The 21,242-nt window shown below is 63.8% G+C and carries 15 protein-coding genes; 6 read left to right on the forward strand and 9 right to left on the reverse strand.

What is annotated here, in order from left to right:
- The first annotated feature begins 1 nt into the window (after window position 1).
- A complete protein-coding gene (locus GJ700_RS15665; protein ID WP_154375437.1) occupies window positions 2-3,445 on the forward strand; it encodes an MHYT domain-containing protein in 3,444 nt (1,147 codons plus the stop codon).
- Window positions 3,442-4,434 (forward strand): response regulator, encoded by a 993-nt coding sequence (locus tag GJ700_RS15670; protein WP_154375439.1) that lies wholly within the window; start codon window positions 3,442-3,444, stop codon window positions 4,432-4,434. Before GJ700_RS15665 ends, GJ700_RS15670 begins: the two co-directional genes overlap by 4 nt.
- Here GJ700_RS15670 and glcF read toward each other — a convergent pair.
- From glcF to GJ700_RS15685, 3 genes are read right to left on the reverse strand one after another with little or no spacing between them, the layout of a single operon-like run.
- On the reverse strand, window positions 4,406-5,674 hold the full coding sequence (gene glcF, locus GJ700_RS15675) for a glycolate oxidase subunit GlcF (protein WP_154375441.1): 1,269 nt from the start codon (window positions 5,672-5,674) through the stop codon (window positions 4,406-4,408). The genes GJ700_RS15670 and glcF overlap by 29 nt on opposite strands.
- Complete coding sequence (gene glcE / locus GJ700_RS15680) at window positions 5,664-6,740, reverse strand: glycolate oxidase subunit GlcE (protein WP_154375769.1); 1,077 nt, start codon at window positions 6,738-6,740, stop codon at window positions 5,664-5,666. Before glcE ends, glcF begins: the two co-directional genes overlap by 11 nt.
- 10 nt (window positions 6,741-6,750) lie before the next feature.
- Window positions 6,751-8,235 carry an FAD-linked oxidase C-terminal domain-containing protein gene (locus GJ700_RS15685; RefSeq protein ID WP_154375443.1) on the reverse strand — a complete coding sequence of 495 codons (1,485 nt, stop codon included), beginning with the start codon at window positions 8,233-8,235 and terminating at the stop codon, window positions 6,751-6,753.
- Between the two features lie 80 nt (window positions 8,236-8,315).
- Between GJ700_RS15685 and GJ700_RS15690 the strand changes: the two genes are divergently transcribed.
- Window positions 8,316-8,948, forward strand: a complete 633-nt coding sequence (locus GJ700_RS15690) for a cob(I)yrinic acid a,c-diamide adenosyltransferase (protein WP_154375445.1) — start codon at window positions 8,316-8,318, stop codon at window positions 8,946-8,948.
- Between the two features lie 37 nt (window positions 8,949-8,985).
- On the opposite strand, the gene GJ700_RS15695 is transcribed toward GJ700_RS15690, so the two are convergent.
- From GJ700_RS15695 to GJ700_RS15715, 5 genes are all read right to left on the reverse strand, one after another.
- Window positions 8,986-9,546: a hypothetical protein gene (locus tag GJ700_RS15695; RefSeq protein WP_154375447.1), complete on the reverse strand. Its 561-nt coding sequence runs from the start codon at window positions 9,544-9,546 to the stop codon at window positions 8,986-8,988.
- Window positions 9,546-11,897 (reverse strand): YHYH protein, encoded by a 2,352-nt coding sequence (locus GJ700_RS15700; protein WP_154375449.1) that lies wholly within the window; start codon window positions 11,895-11,897, stop codon window positions 9,546-9,548. Before GJ700_RS15700 ends, GJ700_RS15695 begins: the two co-directional genes overlap by 1 nt.
- 108 nt (window positions 11,898-12,005) lie before the next feature.
- Complete coding sequence (gene dxs / locus GJ700_RS15705) at window positions 12,006-13,892, reverse strand: 1-deoxy-D-xylulose-5-phosphate synthase (protein ID WP_154375450.1); 1,887 nt, start codon at window positions 13,890-13,892, stop codon at window positions 12,006-12,008.
- Window positions 13,893-14,780 carry a polyprenyl synthetase family protein gene (locus GJ700_RS15710; protein ID WP_154375452.1) on the reverse strand — a complete coding sequence of 296 codons (888 nt, stop codon included), beginning with the start codon at window positions 14,778-14,780 and terminating at the stop codon, window positions 13,893-13,895.
- The gene (locus GJ700_RS15715; protein WP_154375454.1) at window positions 14,777-15,031 is read right to left on the reverse strand and encodes an exodeoxyribonuclease VII small subunit; all 255 of its coding nucleotides are present in this window, start codon (window positions 15,029-15,031) and stop codon (window positions 14,777-14,779) included. The genes GJ700_RS15710 and GJ700_RS15715 overlap by 4 nt, the downstream gene beginning before the upstream one ends.
- Before the next feature lie 337 nt (window positions 15,032-15,368).
- Here GJ700_RS15715 and GJ700_RS15720 point away from each other — a divergent pair, with 337 nt between their 5' ends.
- The 3 genes from GJ700_RS15720 to GJ700_RS15730 all read left to right on the forward strand — a co-directional run bounded on the left by GJ700_RS15720 (window position 15,369) and on the right by GJ700_RS15730 (window position 18,329).
- A complete protein-coding gene (locus tag GJ700_RS15720) occupies window positions 15,369-16,469 on the forward strand; it encodes an aromatic ring-hydroxylating oxygenase subunit alpha (RefSeq protein ID WP_154375456.1) in 1,101 nt (366 codons plus the stop codon).
- Window positions 16,470-16,535: 66 nt separating this feature from the next.
- Window positions 16,536-17,456 carry a DMT family transporter gene (locus GJ700_RS15725; RefSeq protein ID WP_154375458.1) on the forward strand — a complete coding sequence of 307 codons (921 nt, stop codon included), beginning with the start codon at window positions 16,536-16,538 and terminating at the stop codon, window positions 17,454-17,456.
- A gap of 21 nt (window positions 17,457-17,477) precedes the next feature.
- A complete protein-coding gene (locus tag GJ700_RS15730; RefSeq protein WP_154375771.1) occupies window positions 17,478-18,329 on the forward strand; it encodes a sulfurtransferase in 852 nt (283 codons plus the stop codon).
- Between the two features lie 24 nt (window positions 18,330-18,353).
- Here the strand turns inward: GJ700_RS15730 and GJ700_RS15735 are convergent, their stop codons facing one another.
- Window positions 18,354-21,203 carry a TonB-dependent receptor gene (locus tag GJ700_RS15735; RefSeq protein ID WP_195763916.1) on the reverse strand — a complete coding sequence of 950 codons (2,850 nt, stop codon included), beginning with the start codon at window positions 21,201-21,203 and terminating at the stop codon, window positions 18,354-18,356.
- Window positions 21,204-21,242 lie beyond the last annotated feature (39 nt).

Here is a 21,242-nt window from a genome sequence, read left to right on the forward strand (position 1 = left end):
CATGAGCACAGTCACCGCGTACCTCACGCAACTGTTTTCCCCTCCCGCCGATCCATCCTTGCTGACTTACGGGATCTATGATCCGTGGCTGGTCATCCTGTCCGTGGTGGTGGCCAGTTTTTCGTCATGGATGGGATTGCAGATGGCTGGCCAGGCCGCCACCGCATCGTCGCCCAACCTGCGCCGCGCCGCGCTGTTGACGGGCAGCCTGGCGTTGGGCAGCGGCGTCTGGGCCATGCATTTCATCGGCATGCTGGCCTTTAACCTGTGCACCGGCGTCGAATATGACCGCGCGCTGACCATCTGGTCGATGTTGCCCAGCATCGCGGCATCTTCCGTGGCGCTGACGCTGATCGGCCGCAAGCGCATCAATGGCTGGCAATTGCTGACCGGTGGCGTGCTGGTGGGGGCAGGCATCGGCGCCATGCATTACACCGGCATGGCGGCGATGCGCAGCCCGCTCGAATTGCGCTATGACCCGTGGATGTTCGGCCTGTCGATCCTGGTGGCGGTGGCGCTGGCCACGCTGGCGCTGTGGGTGCGCTTCGGCCTGTCGATGCTGCGCACGTGGATGTCGGAGGCGACACGGCTGGGTATTGCCGGCGTCACGATGGGGTGCGCCATCGCCGGCATGCATTACACCGGCATGGCGGCGGCGCGTTTCGTGGGCCGCGTGGAACCCGACGCCACCAGTGAAATCCTCAATGCGCCATTCCTGGCGCTGGCCGTCTCAATGACCACCGCTGTCTTCACGCTGCTGGTGACGTCGGCCAACGGCTTGCTGCGCTACCGCGCGCTGTTTTTCCAGCTGCGCGAAAGCGAATCGTGGATGCGCGCGCTGCTGGAAACCGCGGTCGACGGCGTGGTCACCGTGGAATCGGACGGCACCATCCGCGAATTCAATAAGTCGGCGGAGCGCATCTTTGGCTGGAAGCGGGAAGAAATCGTCGGCAAGAATGTGCGCCTGCTGATTGCCGATCCGGCCCGCTCCGCGCGCGACGGCTTGCTCAGCCATTTGAAAGACGGGCGGGAAGGCATGATCGGCGAGAGCCAGGATATCCTCGGCTTGCACAAGAGCGGCGCCAAGGTACCGGTACGTAACGCGTATGGCCACGCGCGGCTGGCGAACCAGGATTTGTACGTATGCTTCGTCACGGACATCAGCGAGCGCAAGGCGATGGAACAGGCGCTGCGCGACAGCGAACAGCAATTCCGCTCGCTGATCGGCAACATCCCCGGAATCTCGTACCGCGCGCTGCATGCGCCAGGCTGGCCGATGGTGTTCGTCAGCGCGGCCGTGGAAACCCTGACGGGCTACCCGCCGGAAGAATTCGTCGGCGCGCCCGCCGCGCGGCTGTATGGCGACTTGATCCACCCGGACGACCATGAACACGTGGCGCGGGGACTGGAGGAAGCGATTTCGCGCAGCGAGCCGTTCACCATCGAGTACCGGCTGCGCCACCGCGACGGCAGCATCCGCTGGATGTGGGAAAACGGCAGCGCCATTTTCGACGACAAGGGCCGGGTCAAATGGCTGGACGGCGTGATCCTCGATATTTCCGGACGGCGCCAGATGGAAGAAGAGTTGCGCACGGCGAAAGAGCGCGCCGAGCAGGCCGCCGCCGCACGGGCTGCTTTCCTGGCCAACATGAGCCACGAAATCCGCACGCCGATGAATTCCATCCTGGGTTTTACCGACGTGCTATTACAGGGCGACCTGGCGGCCGACCAGCGCCGCCACCTGGACACGGTGCGCAATTCCGCCCGTTCGCTGCTGCGCTTGCTGAACGAAATCCTCGACACGGCGAAGCTGGACAAGGGCGCCGTGGAACTGGAAGAAAGCGATTACAACCTGCTGGCGCTGGTCGATGAATTGTCGTCGACGATGGGCGCCAATGCCGCCGCCAAAGGACTGGCGCTGACCGTGCAGTACAGCGACGCGTTGCCGCATCGCCTGCGCGGCGATGAATTGCGCGTGCGCCAGGTATTGACCAATTTACTGGGCAACGCCATCAAGTTCACAGGCACGGGTCATGTCGCGCTGACCCTGGCGCAGGACGAACAGGACGGCCTGGATCAGCTGCATATCACGGTGGCCGACACCGGCATCGGGATTCCGGAAAACCGCCTGGCCGCGATTTTTGAACCGTTCATGCAAGCGGATGCGTCGATGAACCGGCGTTATGGCGGCACCGGCCTGGGCACCACGATTTGCAAACAGTTGACGGAATTGATGGGCGGCCGTATCTGGGCCACCAGCGTCGAAGGCCAGGGCAGCGAATTCCACGTGCAGTTGCCGCTGGTGTACGCCTCCGAGCAATCCGATGCGGCGCCCGAGAGCCTGCAACCCTTGCCGCAATTACCGGCGCTGCGCTTCCTGGCGGCCGACGATGTGCCGCAAAACCTGGAATTGCTGACTTTATTGCTGGGCAAACGGGGCCACTCCGTGGTCACCGTGGGCGATGGCGCCGCCGCCGTGCGGATGGCGGAGGAAGGACAGTTCGACGTGATCCTGATGGATGTGCAAATGCCATTCATGGACGGGCTGGAAGCCACGCGCCGCATCCGCGCCGCCGAAGCGGAGCTGGGCCGCCCGCGCGTCCCCATCATCGCGATGACGGCCAGCGTGCTGGAAAAAGACCGCGAAGCCACCAGCATCGCCGGCATGGATGGATTTGCACCGAAGCCGGTCGACATGCCGGTGCTGGTGCGCGAACTGGCGCGCGTGCTGGGGCTGGACACGGGCGGCGCGGTACAAGCCGGCGGCAGTGGCGCTTCGCACGTCCTGAACCTGGTGCAAGGCTTGCGGCGCTGGGGTGAGCAGGAACAGCCGTATTACCGCGCGCTGCACACCTTTGTGCAGGAACGGATGCAGCTGGGCCATGAACTGAGCCGTCACGCCGCAGAAGAACGCTACCAGGATGGCGCCGCCCTGACCCACCAGGTCAAGGGCGTTGCAGCCAACCTGGGACTGGAACTGCTTGCCACCACGCTGGACCACCTGGAACATGCGTGGGCGCAGGCCGCCGCCAATGCCGATGCGTCGATCGACGACCCCGATGCGCGGCAGTCACTGGCGGCGCTGCTGGCGCAAGCCAGCGAACAGGTGGCCATCGCCTGCGCCGCCATCACCACCGTGCTGGCAGCATCGTCCGCCGCACCCGCCACGGCAAGCGACAACCACAGCGCGGCTGCCGCAAGGCCGCCGCTCAATGCCCAGCGCATCACCGCGTTGGCCGAACAATTGCACAGTTCCATCGACAGCGGCGCATTTGACGACGCCCTGCTGCACGACTTTGCGCAGGCGCTGGACGGCCACGTGGCGCCGGCCCGGCTCGATGAACTGCGCAGTGCGATGGATAATTTTGATTTCAGCGTGGCCCATGCGCGGCTGGAGGCGCTGCTGGCGGCGTGCCTGCCGCCATCGGCCGGGAGTACACCATGAATAACAAGCGCCAGCCCATTATCCTGGCAGTCGATGACGAACCCATCAACCTGCAGTTGCTGCGGCAAATCCTGCAAGACCGCTACCGCCTGCTGTTTGCCAAGGATGGTCCGCGCGCGCTGGAACTGGCCGCGCGCGAACAGCCTGACCTGATCCTGTTGGATGTCATGATGCCCGACATGACGGGCTATGAAGTGTGCCAACACTTGAAAGCCGATCCTGTCACGGCAGGCATACCCGTGATCTTTGTCACGGCGCTGACGGACACGGTCGATGAAGTGGCGGGCTTCGATGCGGGCGGCGTCGACTACATCACCAAGCCCGTCAGCCCGCCCGTGGTGAAAGCGCGCGTACAACTGCACTTGTCGCTGGTGCGCATGGATGAACTGAAAGCCAGCCGGCTGGAAATCGTGCAGCGCCTTGGCCTGGCGGCGGAATACAAGGACAACGAGACGGGCCTGCACGTGATCCGCATGAGCCATTACGCGCGCCTGCTGGGCACTGCGGCGGGAATGCATGAAGATGACGTCGACGATTTGTTCAATGCGGCGCCCATGCACGACATCGGCAAGATCGGCATTCCCGACCGCATCCTGCAAAAGCCCGCCAAACTCGATGCCGACGAATGGCGCGAGATGCAAAAACACCCGACCATCGGCGCCAGCATTATCGGTGACCATGCGACCGGCATGCTGGCCGTGGCGTACGACGTGGCGCGCACGCACCATGAAAAATGGGATGGCAGCGGTTATCCGGCCGGGCTGAAAGGCGAAGAGATCCCGCTGGCGGGACGCATCGTGGCGATTGCCGACGTGTTCGACGCGCTGACGTCGATACGGCCATACAAACGCGCGTGGACCGTGGAACAGGCTTGCGACCATTTGCTGGCGCAGCGGGGGCTGCATTTCGATCCCGCGCTGGTGGACTTGTTCCTCGGCCTGATTCCGCAGGCGGAGGAAATCATGAACAAGTGGGCGGAGCGGGATTAAGGGCGTGTTCCAGTACTTCAATCCAGTGCAGCACCGGCTTGTCCGTCCCGGCTTGCAGGTGCACCTGGCAGCCGATGTTGGCGGTTGCATAGGCCGGCGCACCGGTATCGTCCAGCGCAGCCAGCTTGCGCGCGCGCAGTTGCGCGGCCATTTCCGGCTGCAGCATCGAATAGGTACCCGCCGAGCCGCAGCACAGGTGGCTGTCCGCACACAATGAAACGTTGACGCCGGCCGCACGCAGCACCTGTTCCGCCTTGCCGCGGATTTGCTGGCCATGCTGCAAGGTGCACGGCGGGTGGTAGGCAATGCGATCACCGCCTGTCGCCTGGCGCTGCCCCGCCAGTTCCCGCACCTGTTCCTCGAATCCCGCCAGCACTTCGCTTAAGTCCAGTGTCATCGCGGAGATGCGCTGCGCCCTGGCCGCATAAGCGGGATCGTGCGCCAGCAAATGGCCATATTCCTTGACGCTGGCGCCGCAGCCGGAAGCCGTCATGACGATGGCTTCCGCATGGGGTGCTCCATGCTCGCCCGACACGTGGGGCCACCATGCATCGATATTGCGGCGCATGTCGTCCAGGCCGCCGTCATGGTCGTTCAGGTGGTAGCGCAGCGCGCCGCAGCAGCCGGCTTCCGGCGCGGCATACAGGGCCACGCCCAGCGCATCGAGCACGCGTGCGGCCGCCGCGTTGATCGATGGCGCCAGTCCCGGCTGCACGCACCCCTGCAGCACCAGCATGCGGCGCGCATGCGCGCGCTGCGGCCACGTTCCGGCCGGGCGCGCGGGGACCAGCTTGTCCTGCAAGTCTTTCGACAGCAAGGGCCGCACCAGCCGCCCCAGTTTAACCGCGGGCGTGAACAGCCAGCGGCGCGGCAACGTTTCCTTCAGCACGTAGCGCTTGATGCGTTCCGGCAGCGCACGCGGCACTTTTTGTTCGACCACCTTGCGGCCGATATCGGCCAGCCGGCCATAGCGTACGCCGGACGGGCACGTGCTTTCACAGCTGCGGCACGTCAGGCAACGGTCCAGGTGCAACTGCGTCTTGTCCGTGACCGGCGCCCCTTCCAGCACTTGCTTGATCAGGTAAATCCGGCCACGCGGACCATCCAGTTCATCACCCAGCAACTGGTACGTGGGGCACGTGGCGGTGCAAAAGCCGCAGTGCACGCAGGCGCGCAGGATGGCTTCCGCTTCGTCGCCGTCGCGCGTGTTCTTGATGAAGTCCGCCAGGTTAGTTTGCATGGTGCGGCTCTCCCAGTCGGCCGGGATTGAAAATGCCATCCGGATCGAATGCCTGCTTCATGCGCCGGTTCAGCAGCGCCAGAGCAGATGCTGGCGGGTGAAATGGCGGCACGGATTTATCGACGGAACGGAACAGCGTGGCGTGGCCGCCGGACGCCGCCGCGGTGCGGCGGATGTCGCCGGCGCGCGAAGCGTCCGCATGCAGCCAGCGCTGGCCGCCACCCCACTCGATCAGCGACCGGCCTTTCAAAATAATGGCGCTGGCATGGGGCGGTACTGCCATGCGCCACAAGTGCGGCGTATCGAAAAACGCATGCGTGTGGTCGCGCAGGCTTGCCCACAGCGCTTGCGCATCATGCTGTGGCATGACGGATGCCTGCGCGGCGGCGCCCAGCTTGTTCACCGCTGCCGCCACCGCGCTTTCCGCGCCGGACAGGCGCACCGACAGCACGCCGTCATGCCAGCAACTGGCCGACAGCGGCAGCGGCTGGCCGGCCCATTCATTCAGCGTACGCAGCGCGGCGATTTCATCCAGCGGTATTTGCACCGTGGCTTCCCGCACGGGCAGCGGCAATACCTTCAGCGATACTTCCGCGATCAGGCCCAGCGTCCCCATGGAACCGGCCAGCAGCCGCGAGACGTCATAACCGGCCACGTTCTTCATGACCTGGCCGCCAAAGTTCAGCACCTCGCCCGCGCCATTGACCAGTTTTGCTCCCAGCACGAAATCGCGCACACTGCCTGCCGCCATGCGGCGCGGCCCCGACAAGCCCGCCGCCACCACGCCGCCAATCGTCGACGCCGGGCCGAAACGGGGTGGCTCGAACGCCAGCATTTGCCCCTGCCGCGCCAGCAGCGCCTCGATGTCAGCCAGCGGCGTGCCGCAGCGCGCCGTGATCACCAGTTCCGACGGTTCGTAGTCCACCACCCCGGCATGCGCCGACGTATCGAGCACGTCGCCGACAGGTTCGCCGCCATACCAATCCTTGGTGCCGCCGCCACGGATGCGCAGCGGCGTCTTGCGGGCTGCGGCCTGGCGGACCTGGTCGCGGAAGAGTTCCAGCATCATGCTTCCTTTAAAAACGGGGCAATTCCGGGTGCGGCAAGACGCCGCCCGTCACGCGCATCTTGCCGAATTCCGCGCAGCGGTTCAGTGTCGGGATGGCCTTGTCCGGATTCAGCAGCGACAGTGGATCGAAGGCGCGCTTCAGCGCAAAGAATGCCTGCAATTCCTCGGCCGTGAATTGCACGCACATGGAATCGATTTTCTCGATGCCGACGCCATGCTCGCCCGTGATGGTGCCGCCCACTTCCACGCACAGCGCGAGGATGTCGGCGCCGAACGCTTCGGCGCGGCGCAGTTCGTCCGGCTGGTTCGCATCGAACAGGATCAGCGGGTGCAAATTGCCGTCGCCCGCATGGAACACGTTGGCGCAGCGCAGCCCATACTTGTGTTCCATGGCTTCGATTCCTTTCAGCACGCGGGCCAGGTGCTTGCGGGGGATGGTGCCATCCATGCAGTAATAGTCCGGTGAAATGCGGCCGGCGGCGGGGAAGGCATTCTTGCGGCCGGACCAGAATTTCAGCCGTTCCGCTTCACTGCCTGAAACGGCAATCGCACCCGCCCCCGCCGCGCGCAGCACGGCGGACATGCGCGCAATTTCCTCTTCGACTTCGTCAGCCGTGCCATCGGCTTCGCACAGAAGGATGGCGGCAGCTTCCGTGTCATAGCCTGCCTTCACGAACGGCTCCACCATGCGCGACGACGTGCGGTCCATCATTTCCAGCCCGGCCGGGATGATGCCGGCGGCAATCACCTCCGCCACCGCATTGCCGCCCCGGGTGACGTCATCGAACGACGCCATGATGACGCGGGCGGCGGCGGGTTTCGGCACCAGTTTGACCGTCACTTCCAGCACGATGCCCAGCATACCCTCGGAACCGATAAAGGCCGCCAGCAAATCCAGTCCCGGCGCATCGGGCGCCGCGCTCCCTAATTCAACAATATCGCCCTCGATGGTGGCGATCCGCACGCGCAGCACGTTGTGCACGGTCAGGCCATATTTGAGGCAATGCACGCCGCCCGAGTTTTCCGCCACATTGCCGCCGATGGTGCAGGCGATTTGCGAGGACGGATCGGGCGCGTAATACAGGCCGTGCGGCGCCGCCGCCTCGGAAATGGCGAGATTGCGCACGCCGGGCTGCACCACGGCGGTGCGGGAATAGGCGTCGAGCCGCACGATCCTGTTCATGCGCGCGGTGGACAGCACGACGCCATCGGCAATCGGCATGGCGCCGCCGGACAGCCCCGTCCCCGCGCCGCGCGGCACGATGGGAACGTGCAGGCGGCGGCACACGTCCAGCACCGCCAGCACCTGTTCTTCATTGGCGGGCAGCACGACGATCATCGGCAACTGGCGATAAGCGGACAAGCCGTCGCATTCGTACGGCCGGGTATCTTCCGGCGCGCTGAGGATGGATGTGGGCGGCAGCACGGCATGCAGCGCTGCGGCAACTTGTTGCCGGCGTTCGGCAATCACTTCGTCAGGGTAGGCGGGCATATACTTATTTTATGTGCAAACCGGCTATTTGTCGTATCCTGCCGGGATTCATAACGAACGACCAACGCGGAGAACATACCATGGGCAACCGCCTTTCAAAGATCGCCACCCGTACGGGGGACAACGGCACCACGGGCCTGGGCGACGGCACCCGCACCGACAAGGACAGCGTGCGCATTTGCGCCATCGGTGACGTGGATGAGTTGAATTCGCATATCGGCCTGCTGCTGTCGGAAGACATGCCGGACGACATGCGCGATGAACTGGTCGGCGTGCAGCACGACTTGTTCGACCTGGGCGGTGAACTGTGCATTCCCGGCTACCAGATGATCAAGGAAGAGCACGTGGAAAAGCTGGACGGTTTGCTGGCCAAGCACAATGCCACGCTGCCGGCGCTGACGGAATTCATCCTGCCGGCCGGTTCGCGCGCCGCCTCGCTAGCCCACGTGTGCCGCACCATCTGCCGCCGCGCGGAGCGCAGCATCGTCACGCTGGGCAAGACGGAAACCATCCATGACCACCCGCGCCAGTACGTCAACCGCCTGTCGGACCTGATGTTCGTGCTGGCCCGCGTGCTGAACCGCTTTGCCGGCGGCGGCGACGTGCTGTGGCAGCACGAGCGCAAATCGCGCAAGGAAACCAAGGCGGAATACGCCGCTAAAGCGGAAGCAGCGGCGGCCGAGGCTGCGGCGGACGCTGCGGACGAGGAATAATTACGGTTCGAGCAGCCGCGCCATGCCGCGCGATGGTTCAAAACACCACGGCAGGCGACGCCTGGTCCGGTTTCACCCATACCTGGGCCGGGCGGTACGACACCACCAGCACATCGCGGAATTCGGCGGGGAATTGCATTCTCAAAGAATGGAAATCCTCGCCGGCAGCCAGTTCCGCCCGCACTTCCAGCGGCGCCTCGTGACTGTGGCCGCCCTGCGTGCGCACCAGCAGCATGGCCCGCTCGCGCAGCTTTTGCTGCACCTGCGCAGCAGCCGGCCATTGCCAGCCACGGAATGCCACAGGCAGACCCGCTTTCAGCGTGGCGCGCGTGCCCTGTTCGAATTTGCGGTGCGCGCCGTCGAGCGCCTGCTGGAATTGCGCGGCCGGCATGGTGGCGTGGGTCAGCATGAATTCCTCGAACGGGCGGCCCGGCGCCAGCGCCTGGTGCAGCGCCGCCGCATAGTCGAGGTACAAGGTCAGCGCCAGGTGGCCGCCATCGCGCAGCACCAGCGTGGCGCGGTTCGCTTCCATTTCATGCGCGTGGCACGGAGCCAGTCCGGCCAGGCCGAGTACGACCGCTGCGATCCACTGCTTCATTAAAACGCCCTGCAATCGTTTTCTGTGGCGGTCTGCACGCCATTGGTCTTGAAGACGAACGTCCAGCACAGGTTACTGGTGCGGGTGTACAGGATCTGGTATTTGTTCGTGCCCTGCTCCCACTCCAGCGTGGTGGTGCCGCCGATCGCCAGGCTGGTTGGCGACGCGTTCAGTGACATGTTGAACACGCCGGAACCGCCGCCCGGCCCCTTGGGATTGTGCAGCACGGCGAATTTGGCGCCCTGCCCCGCCAGGTCCGGGCTTGGCGTGCCGCGGAAGCACGACAGGATGTACGGGCTGGTATCGGTCGCGTGGTAGGCGTAGCCCGCCGGCGCATTCTGGTGCGTCAATGTATTGCCGCCGCAGACGGCGTCGCGGGTGGCTGTGGTGCCGTCCGGATTGTTGTAGCCGAAGATGGCGAAACCATCGAGCGCCCAGCCGATCGGGTGGGTATCCCAGTAACTGGACGACTGATCAGCCATCATGCACACGGGCGCCGCATGGTAGTGGTAATCGTCGGCGCGGCCCGCATGGCCATTGCAGATATCCAGTTCGCCCTGCACCTTGGTGTCGCCGCCGCCGGTCGCCGTATCGCAGCCGCCCTGCTTGCACGGGTTGAAGATGGGGATGCCGTTAATCGCCAGGCCGATCGGGCCGTCGACCGCCGTCGTGGTGCTGGCGGCAATGGCGGGGTTCAGCGGGATCTTCCACGCATTCGAGCCGGTGAAGTTTTGCGCGGTCGGCACTTGCAGGATGGTTTGCGTAATCCCTTTCATCATCGGGTGCGCGGTCTGGATGCCGTACGTGCTGAAGTACGCATAGGTTTCATCGCACGTGATGCCCAGGCTGTTGGCTTTTTCATAGGGGCCGATGGCGCGTTTCATGGACAGGCAATTCAACGTGGCCTGGGTGCGGGTATTGAGCAGGTTCAGCGTCGCGGTTTTCAGCGTGACGGAGGACAGCGCCTGCGTCAGCACGCTGCCCGTGACCTGGCTGGCCGTGTACGCCGACAGGTTGGGCGCGGCCGATACCGCATACACGGTGAACGTATAGGTTTTCGTGCCGGCGCCGGACGAGCATGGCGCGGCATAGCCCAGGCCTGCCCCATCGTCGGCAAAGCCCAGCGTGCCGACACCGCTGCTGCCCACGGCCAGGCTGGTGGTGGACGCCGGGATGTTATACAGCAGCCAGTTGTATTTGACGCTGCCCGGGCCTGGAATCGTGCTCATGACGATGGCATAGCCCTGGGTGCCGGACGGCGCGCCGCTCCATGCCAGCGGCGGCGACTTGCTGGTGCCGTCGCACGTGTACGTGTTCGGCATGGTGGCGCCTTCCGCGCCCGCTGCCGACGTGACGGTAAAGCTTGACGTGCCGGCGCCCGCCGCAGGCGTCACGCTGACGCTGGCCGACGCCGCGCCGGCGCCCACGGCATTGCTGGCCGTGACAGTGCACGCATAGGTGGCGCCGTTGGTCAGCCCCGTGACGGCCAGCGGGCTGGCGGTGCCCTGCGCGGTGATGGCCGCCGAGCCGGCAGTGCCGGTCGTGCACGATGCGGTATAGCCGGTGACAGGCGAGCTGCCATCCTGCGCAGGCGCCGTGAACGCGATACTGGCGCTGCCATTGCCCGCCGTGGCGGCGCCGATCTGCGGCGCACCCGGCACGCTGCCGGCGGGTTTCGCGATGGGGGTGTAAGCGATGCCGTTGCGAATGGCGGGCAGTACGCGTGCAGTGTTTTCCGGGCCTTCGCTGAAGTATTGCAGCACGTCCGGCACGTCCGTGGCTTTACTGTCGAGGATATCAGTCCAGTATTTCGCCCCGGCCGCATCGGGCGCGCGCTGCAGCACATTCTGGTAAAACGCCGTCACCAGCGCCGCATTGGTGGGCTTGTCGCCATACAGCGTTTTCGATTCCTTATCGGACAGGAAACTGGCCGCCACTTCGCGCAAGCTGGCGCCCCGGTTCATCACGTCGATCCAGTAGCCCAGGCCCGCGCCATCGGGCACGCGGTTGAAGGCCGCCTGGTACAGCCGGTATGCCTTGCCGGCATTGCCCGTCACATCGAACGAGACGGTGGCGTCGGAAAACTGCAGCAGCTGGCTGCTGGTGGCCGAGACGGATGCGCCGCCATTGACGGCGGTGACGAGAAAGCCGGATCCTTCGGCCGTGATGGTGTAGTCGCTGCGCTTGCCGGAAAACGTCAACGTGGCGGCCGCTGCGGCCGTGGGATCCGCTTTTACCGGCTCGGTCGACGGCGCCGCCCCCATCGCCAGCCGCTGTGGGCTGCCAGGATCACTGCCACCGCAGCCAGCCAGGCCGGCCGCTACCAGTACCGACAGCCAAATCGCACGCATAACTCGTCCTCCGCATTGGTCGAACGGACATTATCACGTGCAATTGTGGAAAAAATAGGGAGTCGCGCGGATACATTGGCATCCGCGCAACACCTGTGAGGCTGAAAATCAGCCGTTGTTGACGACCAGCCGCGGTTCGTCGGAACCGGTCAGCGTGCTGCCGAAGCGGGCCTTGATGGCTGCGGCGATGCCGTTGGCGTCCAGGCCGGCCAGCGACAGCAGCTTGGCTGGATCGCCGTGGTCGATGAACTTGTCCGGCAAGCCCAGCATCAATACCGGCTTGACGATAGCCTCAAGCGCCAGCGCTTCCGCCACGGCGGCGCCCGCGCCACCCATGATGCAGCCCTCTTCCACCGTCACCAGCACGTCATGGGTGGCGGCCAGCAGCTTGACCAGTTCCACGTCCAGCGGCTTCACGAAACGCATGTTGGCCACGGTTGCATCGAGCTGCCCGGCAGCGCCCACGCTTGGCGCCACCATCGAGCCAAACGCCAGGATGGCTATCTTCTTGCCCTGGCGCTTGATTTCACCCTTGCCGATTTCCATGCTGGTCAGCGCCGGTTCGATCGCCGCGCCGATGCCGGCGCCGCGCGGATAACGCACCGCCGCCGGGCCCTGGTAGTGGTATCCGGTGGTCAGCATCTGGCGGCATTCGTTTTCATCGGATGGCGCCATCACCACCATGTTCGGGATGCAGCGCAGGTACGCCAGGTCGTAGTTGCCGGCGTGCGTGGCGCCGTCGGCGCCCACCAGGCCCGCGCGGTCCAGCGCAAACGTCACGTCCAGGTTTTGCAGCGCCACGTCGTGGATCAGCTGGTCGTAGGCGCGTTGCAGGAAGGTCGAATAAATCGCCACCACCGGCTTCAAGCCTTCGCAAGCCAGGCCCGCGCCAAACGTCACGGCGTGCTGCTCGGCGATGCCGACGTCGAAGTAGCGGTCCGGGTTTTCCTTTTCGAAGCGTACCATGCCGGAACCTTCGCGCATGGCGGGCGTGATGCCGACCAGGCGCTTGTCCTGTTTCGCCATGTCGCACAGCCAGTTGCCGAATACTTCCGTGTACGTGATCTTGGCCGGCGCCGTCGATGGCTTGATACCTTCGGCCGGATTGAATTTGCCGGTGCCGTGGTACAGGATCGGCTCCGCCTCGGCCAGCTTGTAGCCCTGCCCTTTTTTCGTCACCACGTGCAGGAATTGCGGGCCCTTGAGCTTCTTGATGTTTTCCAGCGTCGGGATCAGCGATTCCAGGTCGTGGCCATCGATCGGGCCGATATAGTTGAAACCGAATTCCTCGAACATCGTGGCCGGCACCACCATGCCCTTCGCGTGTTCCTCGAAGCGCTTGGCCAGTTCCAGCATGGGGGCCGGCAGCACCGACTTGCCCACGTTTTTCGCGGCCGCGTAAAACTGGCCCGACATCAGGCGCGCCAGGTAGCGGTTCAATGCGCCCACCGGCGGCGAAATCGACATGTCGTTGTCGTTCAAAATGACCAGCAGATTCAGGTCTTCCTGCACGCCCGCATTGTTCAGCGCTTCAAACGCCATGCCGGCCGTCATCGAGCCATCGCCGATCACGGCGATCGCGTGGCGGTGCTCGCCCTTGATCTTGGCTGCCTGCGCCATGCCCAGCGCGGCGGAAATCGACGTCGACGAGTGGGCGGTGCCGAACGTGTCGTATTCGCTTTCCACGCGGCGCGGGAAGCCGGAAATGCCATCCATCTGGCGCAGCGTGTGCATCTGCTTGCGGCGGCCCGTCAGGATCTTGTGCGAATACGTTTGATGGCCCACGTCCCACACGATGCGGTCGTACGGCGTATTGAACACGTAGTGCAGCGCGACCGTCAGTTCCACGGTGCCCAGGTTGGACGACAAATGGCCGCCCGTCTTCGATACGCTGTCGAGCAGGTAATTGCGCAGTTCATGCGCCAGCGGCGTCAGTTGGTGACGCGCCAGTTTGCGCACGTCCGCCGGGTCATCGATATTGTCTAGCAAGTTCATTTAAGCCTTCCGCTGCACGATCAGGTCCGCCAGTTCGCGTAACCGCAGTGCCTTGTCTCCAAATGGCGCCAGCGCCGCATGCGCTTCCTGCCGAAGTTTTTCCGCCAGCGCGCGCGATGGCTCCAGGCCCAGGATCGATACGTACGTGGGTTTGTTGTCGGCCGCATCCTTGCCCGCCGTTTTACCCAGCGTGGCCGAATCGGCCGTCGCGTCCAGCACGTCGTCCACCACCTGGAACGCCAGGCCGATGGCGCGCGCGTACACGTTCAGCGCCGTCATTTCGTCATCGGACAAATCCTTGCCGGCCAGTGCGCCCAGCACCACCGACGCGCGCAGCAAGGCGCCGGTTTTCAACTGGTGCATGCGCTCCAACTGCTCCAACGACAAACTGATGCCGACACTGTCCAGGTCGATCGCCTGGCCGCCGCACATCCCGGCCGAACCGGCCGCGTGGGCCAGCAGGCGCAACATCTGCACCTGGCGCGCCGAAGGCAAAGTCGCCTCAGCCAATACCAGGAAAGCCTGTGCCTGCAACGCATCGCCCACCAGCAGCGCGGTGGCGTCGTCATAGGCTACGTGCACCGTGGGTTTGCCGCGGCGCAGTTCATCATCATCCATGCACGGCATATCGTCGTGCACCAGCGAATACGCGTGGATCATTTCCACTGCCGCCGCAGCGCGCGACAGCACGGCGCTGTCGGCGCCGGACAATTCGCCTGCCGCATACACCAGCAGCGGACGCACGCGCTTGCCGCCGCCCAGCAGCGCATAGCGCATTGCCTCATGCAGTTTGGACGGCTCCGTGCCGGCGGCAGGCAGGTAGCCGTTCATGTCGGCTTCCATGCCGGCCTGGATGGTTTTCATCCAGTCCTGGAACGTGGCGCTCATGCCTGCACCTCATCAGCAAACGGTTTCAGCATATCGCCTTCCAGAATTTTCACTTGCGACTCGACCTTATCGAGTTGACCTGCACAATATTTCACCAGTTCCGAGCCGCGCGCATAGGCCGCAACCGACGCCTCCAGCGGCAATTGCCCCGATTCCATTTGCGTCACCAGGGCCGCCAGTTCCGCCATCGCCTCTTCAAACGAGGCTGGCGCGGCGGGCGGGGCGGGATCGGGATTCAGTTTTTTAGACATAAGCTTTTAATCAATATGGCCAGGCAGTCAGCCCGCCGGCGCAGTGTAGCCCGTTATTTTAGAACAATCCAACGAATGAGGTTGGAAATTGCCACTTGCACCACAGTCCGTAGCAGGGATATTTGTTGCTTTAATGACTAATAATTTGCAGCAACACCACGTTACCCCCCAAGGTTCCCCCCGCTATCAGGGGAATTATTGCATCAACTCATCGTCCTTACCCCCATTTCACGGTATAATCTCCGGTTCTGTCCGAAATACCGTTTCTGAAACTGACACAGGTCTTTACGGATTCTGTCTCTTCTTGGTTGCTGTACTCTAATTAAGGGGGGTTGGGATGTCCGATCTGGCTACCCACGCCATGCTGGCGCGCTCGAACGCGCAACTTCCAGTCAACGTCTACTTTGACAAAACGCTGCTGCAGCGTGAATTGCAGTCTCTGTTTAAAGCCGGCCCGCGCTATGTCGGGCATGAATTAATGGTGCCGAACGCGGGCGATTTCATGACGCTCGCGGCGGAAAACGAAGGGCGCATGCTGGTGCGGAACGCCAATGGCCTGGAAGTGCTGTCCAATGTCTGCCGTCACCGCCAGGCCGTGATGTTCAATGGCCGCGGCAATGCCAACACCATTGTTTGCCCGCTGCACCGCTGGACCTATGATTTGAAAGGCGAATTGATCGGTGCACCGCACTTCGCCGAAACGCCTTGCCTGAACTTGCCCAAGACCCGGCTGCAAAGCTGGAACGGCCTGCAGTTCGAGCAAAACGGTTACAACGTCATGGAAAAGCTGAAGAACCTGTCCGTCACGAAGGACCTGGACTTCAGCGGCTACATGTTCGACCACGTGGAAGTGCACGAGTGCGACTACAACTGGAAGACGTTCATTGAAGTCTACCTGGAGGATTACCACGTCGAGCCATTCCATCCGGGCCTGGGCGCGTTCGTCAGCTGCGACGACTTGCGCTGGGAATTCGGCGCCGATTACAGCGTGCAGACCGTCGGCGTGAACCGTGGCTTGCGTAAATCCGGTTCGCCGGTCTACCAGAAGTGGCACGAGCAGGTACTCCAGTACCGCAATGGTGAACCGCCGCCCTATGGCGCGATCTGGCTGACGCTGTATCCGAACATCATGGTCGAGTGGTATCCGCACGTGCTGGTGGTGTCAACCTTGTGGCCGATCGGTCCGCAAAAGACCCGCAACGTGGTGGAGTTCTACTATCCGGAAGAAATCGTGCTGTTCGAGCGCGAATTCGTCGATGCGGAACGGGCCGCCTACATGGAAACCTGCGTGGAAGACGACGAAATCGCCCTGCGCATGGATGCGGGACGCAAGATCCTGATGGAACGGGGCGAGAACGACGCGGGCCCGTATCAATCGCCGATGGAAGACGGCATGCAGCACTTCCACGAGTGGTATCGAAGTAAGCTGGATGTTTAAGTAATTCGCGGGCGCGCGGCGGGTTGTACAACCTGCCCCGCGCCCGCAGTGTTTTGGGAATCAGGAATGCACTCTCTGTGGATGTTGTTTGCCAGTTTCTTGTTCGCCGCCATGGGCGTGTGCGTCAAGCTGGCCTCGGAAATCTATACCACCTCCGAACTCGTCATGTACCGCGGCATCATCGGCATGACGATCCTGTACACCATGATCCGCCTGCAGGGCGGCACCCTGAAAACCGCTTACGCCTGGGCCCATACGTGGCGCGGCGTGGTCGGCGTGATGTCGCTGTGGCTGTGGTTCCACTCGATCGGCCAGCTGCCGCTTGCCACGGCCATGACCCTCAATTACATGGCGCCGATCTGGATGGCGCTATGGCTGTTCACCCATGGCTGGTGGCACCGCACCGGCCATATCGAATGGCCGCTGATTGCCGCTGTCTTCATGAGCTTTGTCGGCGTGGTGCTGCTGTTGCAGCCGGCATTCGAGAAAGACCAGCTGGGTCCGGCCCTGATGGCGCTGGGCTCCAGCGTGCTGACCGCCATGGCGTATTTGCAGGTGCGCAAACTCGGTCAGCTGGGCGAGCCGGAATACCGCGTGGTGTTTTATTTCTGCGTATCGAATTTGCTGGCCGGCGTGGGTGGCCAGATACTGGAAGCCGGCGCCGGCGCCGTCACCTGGCACGCCATCGACAGCTGGCGCAACTTTGCCCTGTTGCTGGGCATCGGCTTGCTGGCCACGTCGGCCCAGGTGGCCATGACGCGCGCTTACAGGCTGGGCAAGACGCTGGTGGTGGCCAACCTGCAATACACCGGCATCGTGTTTTCCAGTGCCTGGGGCGTACTGGTGTTTGCCGACTCGTTCGACTGGCACGCCTGGCTGGGAATTGCCATCATTCTTGCGTCGGGCAGCGCCGCAACGTTTTACAATACCCGCAGCACGGAACGCGGCAAAGCCATTGCCGATACCGATCCCATCGCCAGCGAATAAGGACACAAGACCATGCTGCATATGCACACCACCCTGATCAGCGCTGCCACGCTTGCCCAGCACCTGACGGACCCGAACTGGATCATCCTCGATTGCCGCCATGACTTGCTGATGCCGAACGCGGGCCGCGAAGGCTTTGCCATCGGCCACATCCAGAATGCGCAATTTGCCTCCATCGACGACGATTTGTCCGGCCCGAAAGCCGCGCTCGACGGCGTGTTCAAAGGCCGCCACCCGCTGCCGGACCGCGCCACCTTCATTGAAACCCTGCGCAACTGGGGCATCAACGACGACACCCAGGTGGTGGCGTACGATGCCCATGGCGGCATGTATGCGGCGCGCCTGTGGTGGATGCTGCGCTGGATCGGCCACCAGGCCGTGGCCGTGCTCGATGGCGGCATGGCGGCCTGGCAGGCGGAAGGCTTGCCGCTGGTGACGCCGACGGTCGGCCGTGCGCGCGGGCACATCACGGAGCGCCCGACCCTGACCTCGACCGTCTCCGTGGCCGACGTGGTGGAAAACCTGGCCAGCGGCCGCCGCCAGGTCATCGATGCGCGCGCACACGACCGCTTCCGGGGCGAGAACGAGACCATCGATCCAGTCGGCGGCCACATCCCGGGCGCAAAAAACCGCTTCTTCAAGGATAACCTGCAGCCGGACGGCCGCTTCAAGCCGGGCGCGCAGTTGAAGCAGGAATTTTCCCACCTGTTCACGAATCCGGCCAACGCCATCATGCAGTGCGGCTCCGGCGTGACGGCGTGCCACAACCTGCTGGCGCTGGAACTGGCGGGCATGCATGGCGCCGCGCTGTACCCGGGGTCGTGGAGCGAATGGTGTTCGGACAAATCCCGTCCGGTGGCGACCGGCGCGTAAGCCGCGCCGCCCCCGGACGCCGGGTCAGAACCGGTACGTCAGGCTGGCCCGGATGGTGCGCCCGAACAGCGGCCGCGCCACGCCACGGTTGCGGGTGCCGTCCGGCGACAGCAAGTCCGTAAACAACGGGTCGCCTTCCGTGAACGACAGCTGGTTGGTCAGGTTGGCCACGAACACTTGCGCGGTCAGGCGCGGCGTCGCCTGGTATTGCGCGCCCACGTTGATCAGGTGGTAGGACGGGAACAGGGTCACGTTGGCGTCGGTCGCCTCCGAGAAGCGCGAACCGTAGTACTGATACTGGCCATAGACGGTCAGCGGCACCCCGGTGGCGGGCTTGAGGTCATACGACGGCATGAAGTTCGCCATGAACTTGGCCAGGCGGCGCGGACGCCGGCCATCCTCGCTGACGTGCACGTAGTGGTAGCCGGTGATCACGCCCTGCGCGTTCTTGTCTTCCTGCGTGAACGTGTAATTGGCGCCCGTGATCTTCGGGTTTTGCATCACGAAGTTACCCTTCAGCTCCAGGCCATCGGCCATGCGCGGCCGCCAAGTCAGCTCGATTTCCGTCCCCACGTTCTTCACGCCGCGCTTGTACAGTTGCGCCACGTCGGGGCAGGAATTGATTTGCGTGACACCGCCCAGCGACGTGCAGCGCGACGACTCGATATCCTTGTAGATATTGACGGCGCTGCGCGGCGAGAAGTCGTTGTAGAACAGCGCCACGGCCGCGCCGAATTCACGCGTCAGGTAGCGCAAGCCGCCCTCGTACTGGCGGATATGCTCGACCGCGCTGATGTCGACCTGCTTGCCATCGACAATGGTCGGTCCCGCGGTGCTGAGATTGTTCAAGTCTTCCAGGCTGGGCAGGCGGAACGAACTCGACACCAGGCCATACACCGCCAGCGGCTTGCTGATGCTGTAATTGGCGCCGATCGACCAGCCCAGGCCTCGGAATGTCCTGTCCATCAGGTGCGATTTGCCCGGCACCAGGATTTCATTGTCGGCCGCCGTGTCCTGCAGCGATCCGGGAACCACGCCTGCCGGCGTCATGTCCACGGCCGTATCGCGGTCGCGGCGGTCGACCCGCGCATGCACATCCTGCCAGCGCACGCCGGCATCCATCTTCAGCTTGCCGCCCAGGGATTCCCAGTGGTCCAGCACGTAGCCGGCGCGGCCCCTGGCGTCCAGGTGGCTGTCGAAACCAAACCAGCCCGGCAGGATGGCGCTGCCGGTGGTCAGCGACGGCCCCACCTGCCGGCCCGTCGCATCCACCGCCGTCAGTTCGGCCATGCGCGCATTGGCGGCGCTCTCGCCGACCATCAGCGATGCCTGGAAGTTCGGGTTGAACGTGTAATGGCTGCCATACAGGCCAAACGTCATATCGTGGGTACCGGCCAGTTCCCAGGTTTTTTGCGCTTTCAAATCGAGCGACGTGCTGCCCGCATCGACCCGTGCCACGAACGGGATCAGGAAATTCAGGTAGGCGTTGGGCGCCACCACGCTGCCGTCATTGAGCCAGCGCCCGGCCACGCCCACGGCTTTCGCATATTTCTTCACGAAGTCGTCGCGGCTGATGTTGGCGAACGCCGCGCACGCGCCGGTTTGCGGCACGTTGAAATAACCATTCAGCTTGACGTTCGACAGATTGCAGCTGAGCGCCGCGCCGTGCGCGGGCGAAATCACGTCGTTCTGGTAGCGCGCGTTCAGGAACGCCGATGCATAGGCGGTGTCGTTGCCGGTGAAGACCGCGTTGAAGCCGTTGCTGCCGGTGGTGTGGCGCACGCCGGACGACAGTTTCCATCCCGAGTCGAATTCATGTTCGAGCTTCAGGGTCAGCATGCGGAAGTCAGGATGAATGCCGTCCGCCTGGTCCACCACGCGCGTGCCGTATTCGCCGATCATGGTGAAGCGGCGGTTATTGGGCGACGCCGTGGTGCCGTGCGCAAATTCGATGCCCAGCGGCTGAATGGTGTCCTGGCTGATGATGGTCGGCGCCGAGGGCGTGCCGCTTTGCGTCAGGCGCGGTACTGAAATCGGCAAATTCTGGTAAAACGCGGTGCGGTCGTTGATGTACAAACCGTCGATGCGCGCGGTGGTGCGGCGGTCGTCGCTGGTGTACACCAGATTGCCACGTACCTGGCCACCATTGTCGGCCGTGTAGCCGGTGTTGCGGATGCCGTCGCCCTTGCGGTAAAAGCCGCCCACGGCATATTTCAGGTTCTTGCTGAGCGGTCCGGACAGGAACGCATCGTGGCGCCAGAAACCGTAATCGGCATATTCGATCTTGTAGCCGCCTTCCAGGTGATCGCCGCCGGTGCGGCTGACGTGGTTGACGGTGGCGCCCAGGCCGTTCGAATACAGGATGCCGCCGGTGCCGCCCTTCACCACTTCCACGCTTTCCGTCATCAGGTCGTCGCGGATGAACACGTCGTTGTTCATCAGCGGCGCCTCCGGCTCTTCATAGGCCGGCAAGCCGTCGATCAATTGCGGCGCGAAGCGGTAGCCGCCCACCACCGGCAGGCCCCGCACCGTGATGTTGTTGGACGCTTCGCCGGCGGTGCCGCCCTCGGCATAAATGCCGGGGAAATTCGACAGCAGGTCGGCGGTACTGGCCGGCGCCAGTTTCTGGATGTCTTCCGCGCTCAGCGTATTGATCGAGAACGTGGCATTTTTCTTGGTGGTGGTGCGGGTCACGCCCGTCACGATCACCACCGGGTGGGTTTCATCGGTCTTTTCTGCGGCATTGGGGGCTGCCGGCGCGGCACCCGCGGCGCCGGACGCGCTTTGCGCCGCCTGGGCAAACACCAGTGCCGGCGCCAGGCACACTGCCAGGGCGGCGGAGCGCCCAATGTAACGGGAAATCGAGTAACGCATAAAGAATGTCTCCAGGTTTGAACTTGTTTTTACCATCCC

Source organism: Pseudoduganella rivuli, assembly GCF_009674485.1.
GTDB classification, from domain to species: domain Bacteria; phylum Pseudomonadota; class Gammaproteobacteria; order Burkholderiales; family Burkholderiaceae_D; genus Rugamonas; species Rugamonas rivuli_B.

Excerpts from the sequence above, each read along its gene's own strand:
- glcF (WP_154375441.1), bottom strand. The coding sequence starts at position 5,674 with ATGCAAACTAACCTGGCGGACTTCATCAAGAACACGCGCGACGGCGAC.
- GJ700_RS15695 (WP_154375447.1), bottom strand. The coding sequence starts at position 9,546 with ATGAAGCAGTGGATCGCAGCGGTCGTACTCGGCCTGGCCGGACTGGCT.
- GJ700_RS15670 (WP_154375439.1), top strand. The coding sequence starts at position 3,442 with ATGAATAACAAGCGCCAGCCCATTATCCTGGCAGTCGATGACGAACCC.
- GJ700_RS15720 (WP_154375456.1), top strand. The coding sequence starts at position 15,369 with ATGTCCGATCTGGCTACCCACGCCATGCTGGCGCGCTCGAACGCGCAA.
- GJ700_RS15735 (WP_195763916.1), bottom strand. The coding sequence starts at position 21,203 with ATGCGTTACTCGATTTCCCGTTACATTGGGCGCTCCGCCGCCCTGGCA.
- glcE (WP_154375769.1), bottom strand. The coding sequence starts at position 6,740 with ATGCTGGAACTCTTCCGCGACCAGGTCCGCCAGGCCGCAGCCCGCAAG.
- dxs (WP_154375450.1), bottom strand. The coding sequence starts at position 13,892 with ATGAACTTGCTAGACAATATCGATGACCCGGCGGACGTGCGCAAACTG.
- GJ700_RS15710 (WP_154375452.1), bottom strand. The coding sequence starts at position 14,780 with ATGAGCGCCACGTTCCAGGACTGGATGAAAACCATCCAGGCCGGCATG.
- GJ700_RS15730 (WP_154375771.1), top strand. The coding sequence starts at position 17,478 with ATGCACACCACCCTGATCAGCGCTGCCACGCTTGCCCAGCACCTGACG.
- GJ700_RS15725 (WP_154375458.1), top strand. The coding sequence starts at position 16,536 with ATGCACTCTCTGTGGATGTTGTTTGCCAGTTTCTTGTTCGCCGCCATG.
- GJ700_RS15700 (WP_154375449.1), bottom strand. The coding sequence starts at position 11,897 with ATGCGTGCGATTTGGCTGTCGGTACTGGTAGCGGCCGGCCTGGCTGGC.
- GJ700_RS15690 (WP_154375445.1), top strand. The coding sequence starts at position 8,316 with ATGGGCAACCGCCTTTCAAAGATCGCCACCCGTACGGGGGACAACGGC.
- GJ700_RS15715 (WP_154375454.1), bottom strand. The coding sequence starts at position 15,031 with ATGTCTAAAAAACTGAATCCCGATCCCGCCCCGCCCGCCGCGCCAGCC.
- GJ700_RS15665 (WP_154375437.1), top strand. The coding sequence starts at position 2 with ATGAGCACAGTCACCGCGTACCTCACGCAACTGTTTTCCCCTCCCGCC.
- GJ700_RS15685 (WP_154375443.1), bottom strand. The coding sequence starts at position 8,235 with ATGCCCGCCTACCCTGACGAAGTGATTGCCGAACGCCGGCAACAAGTT.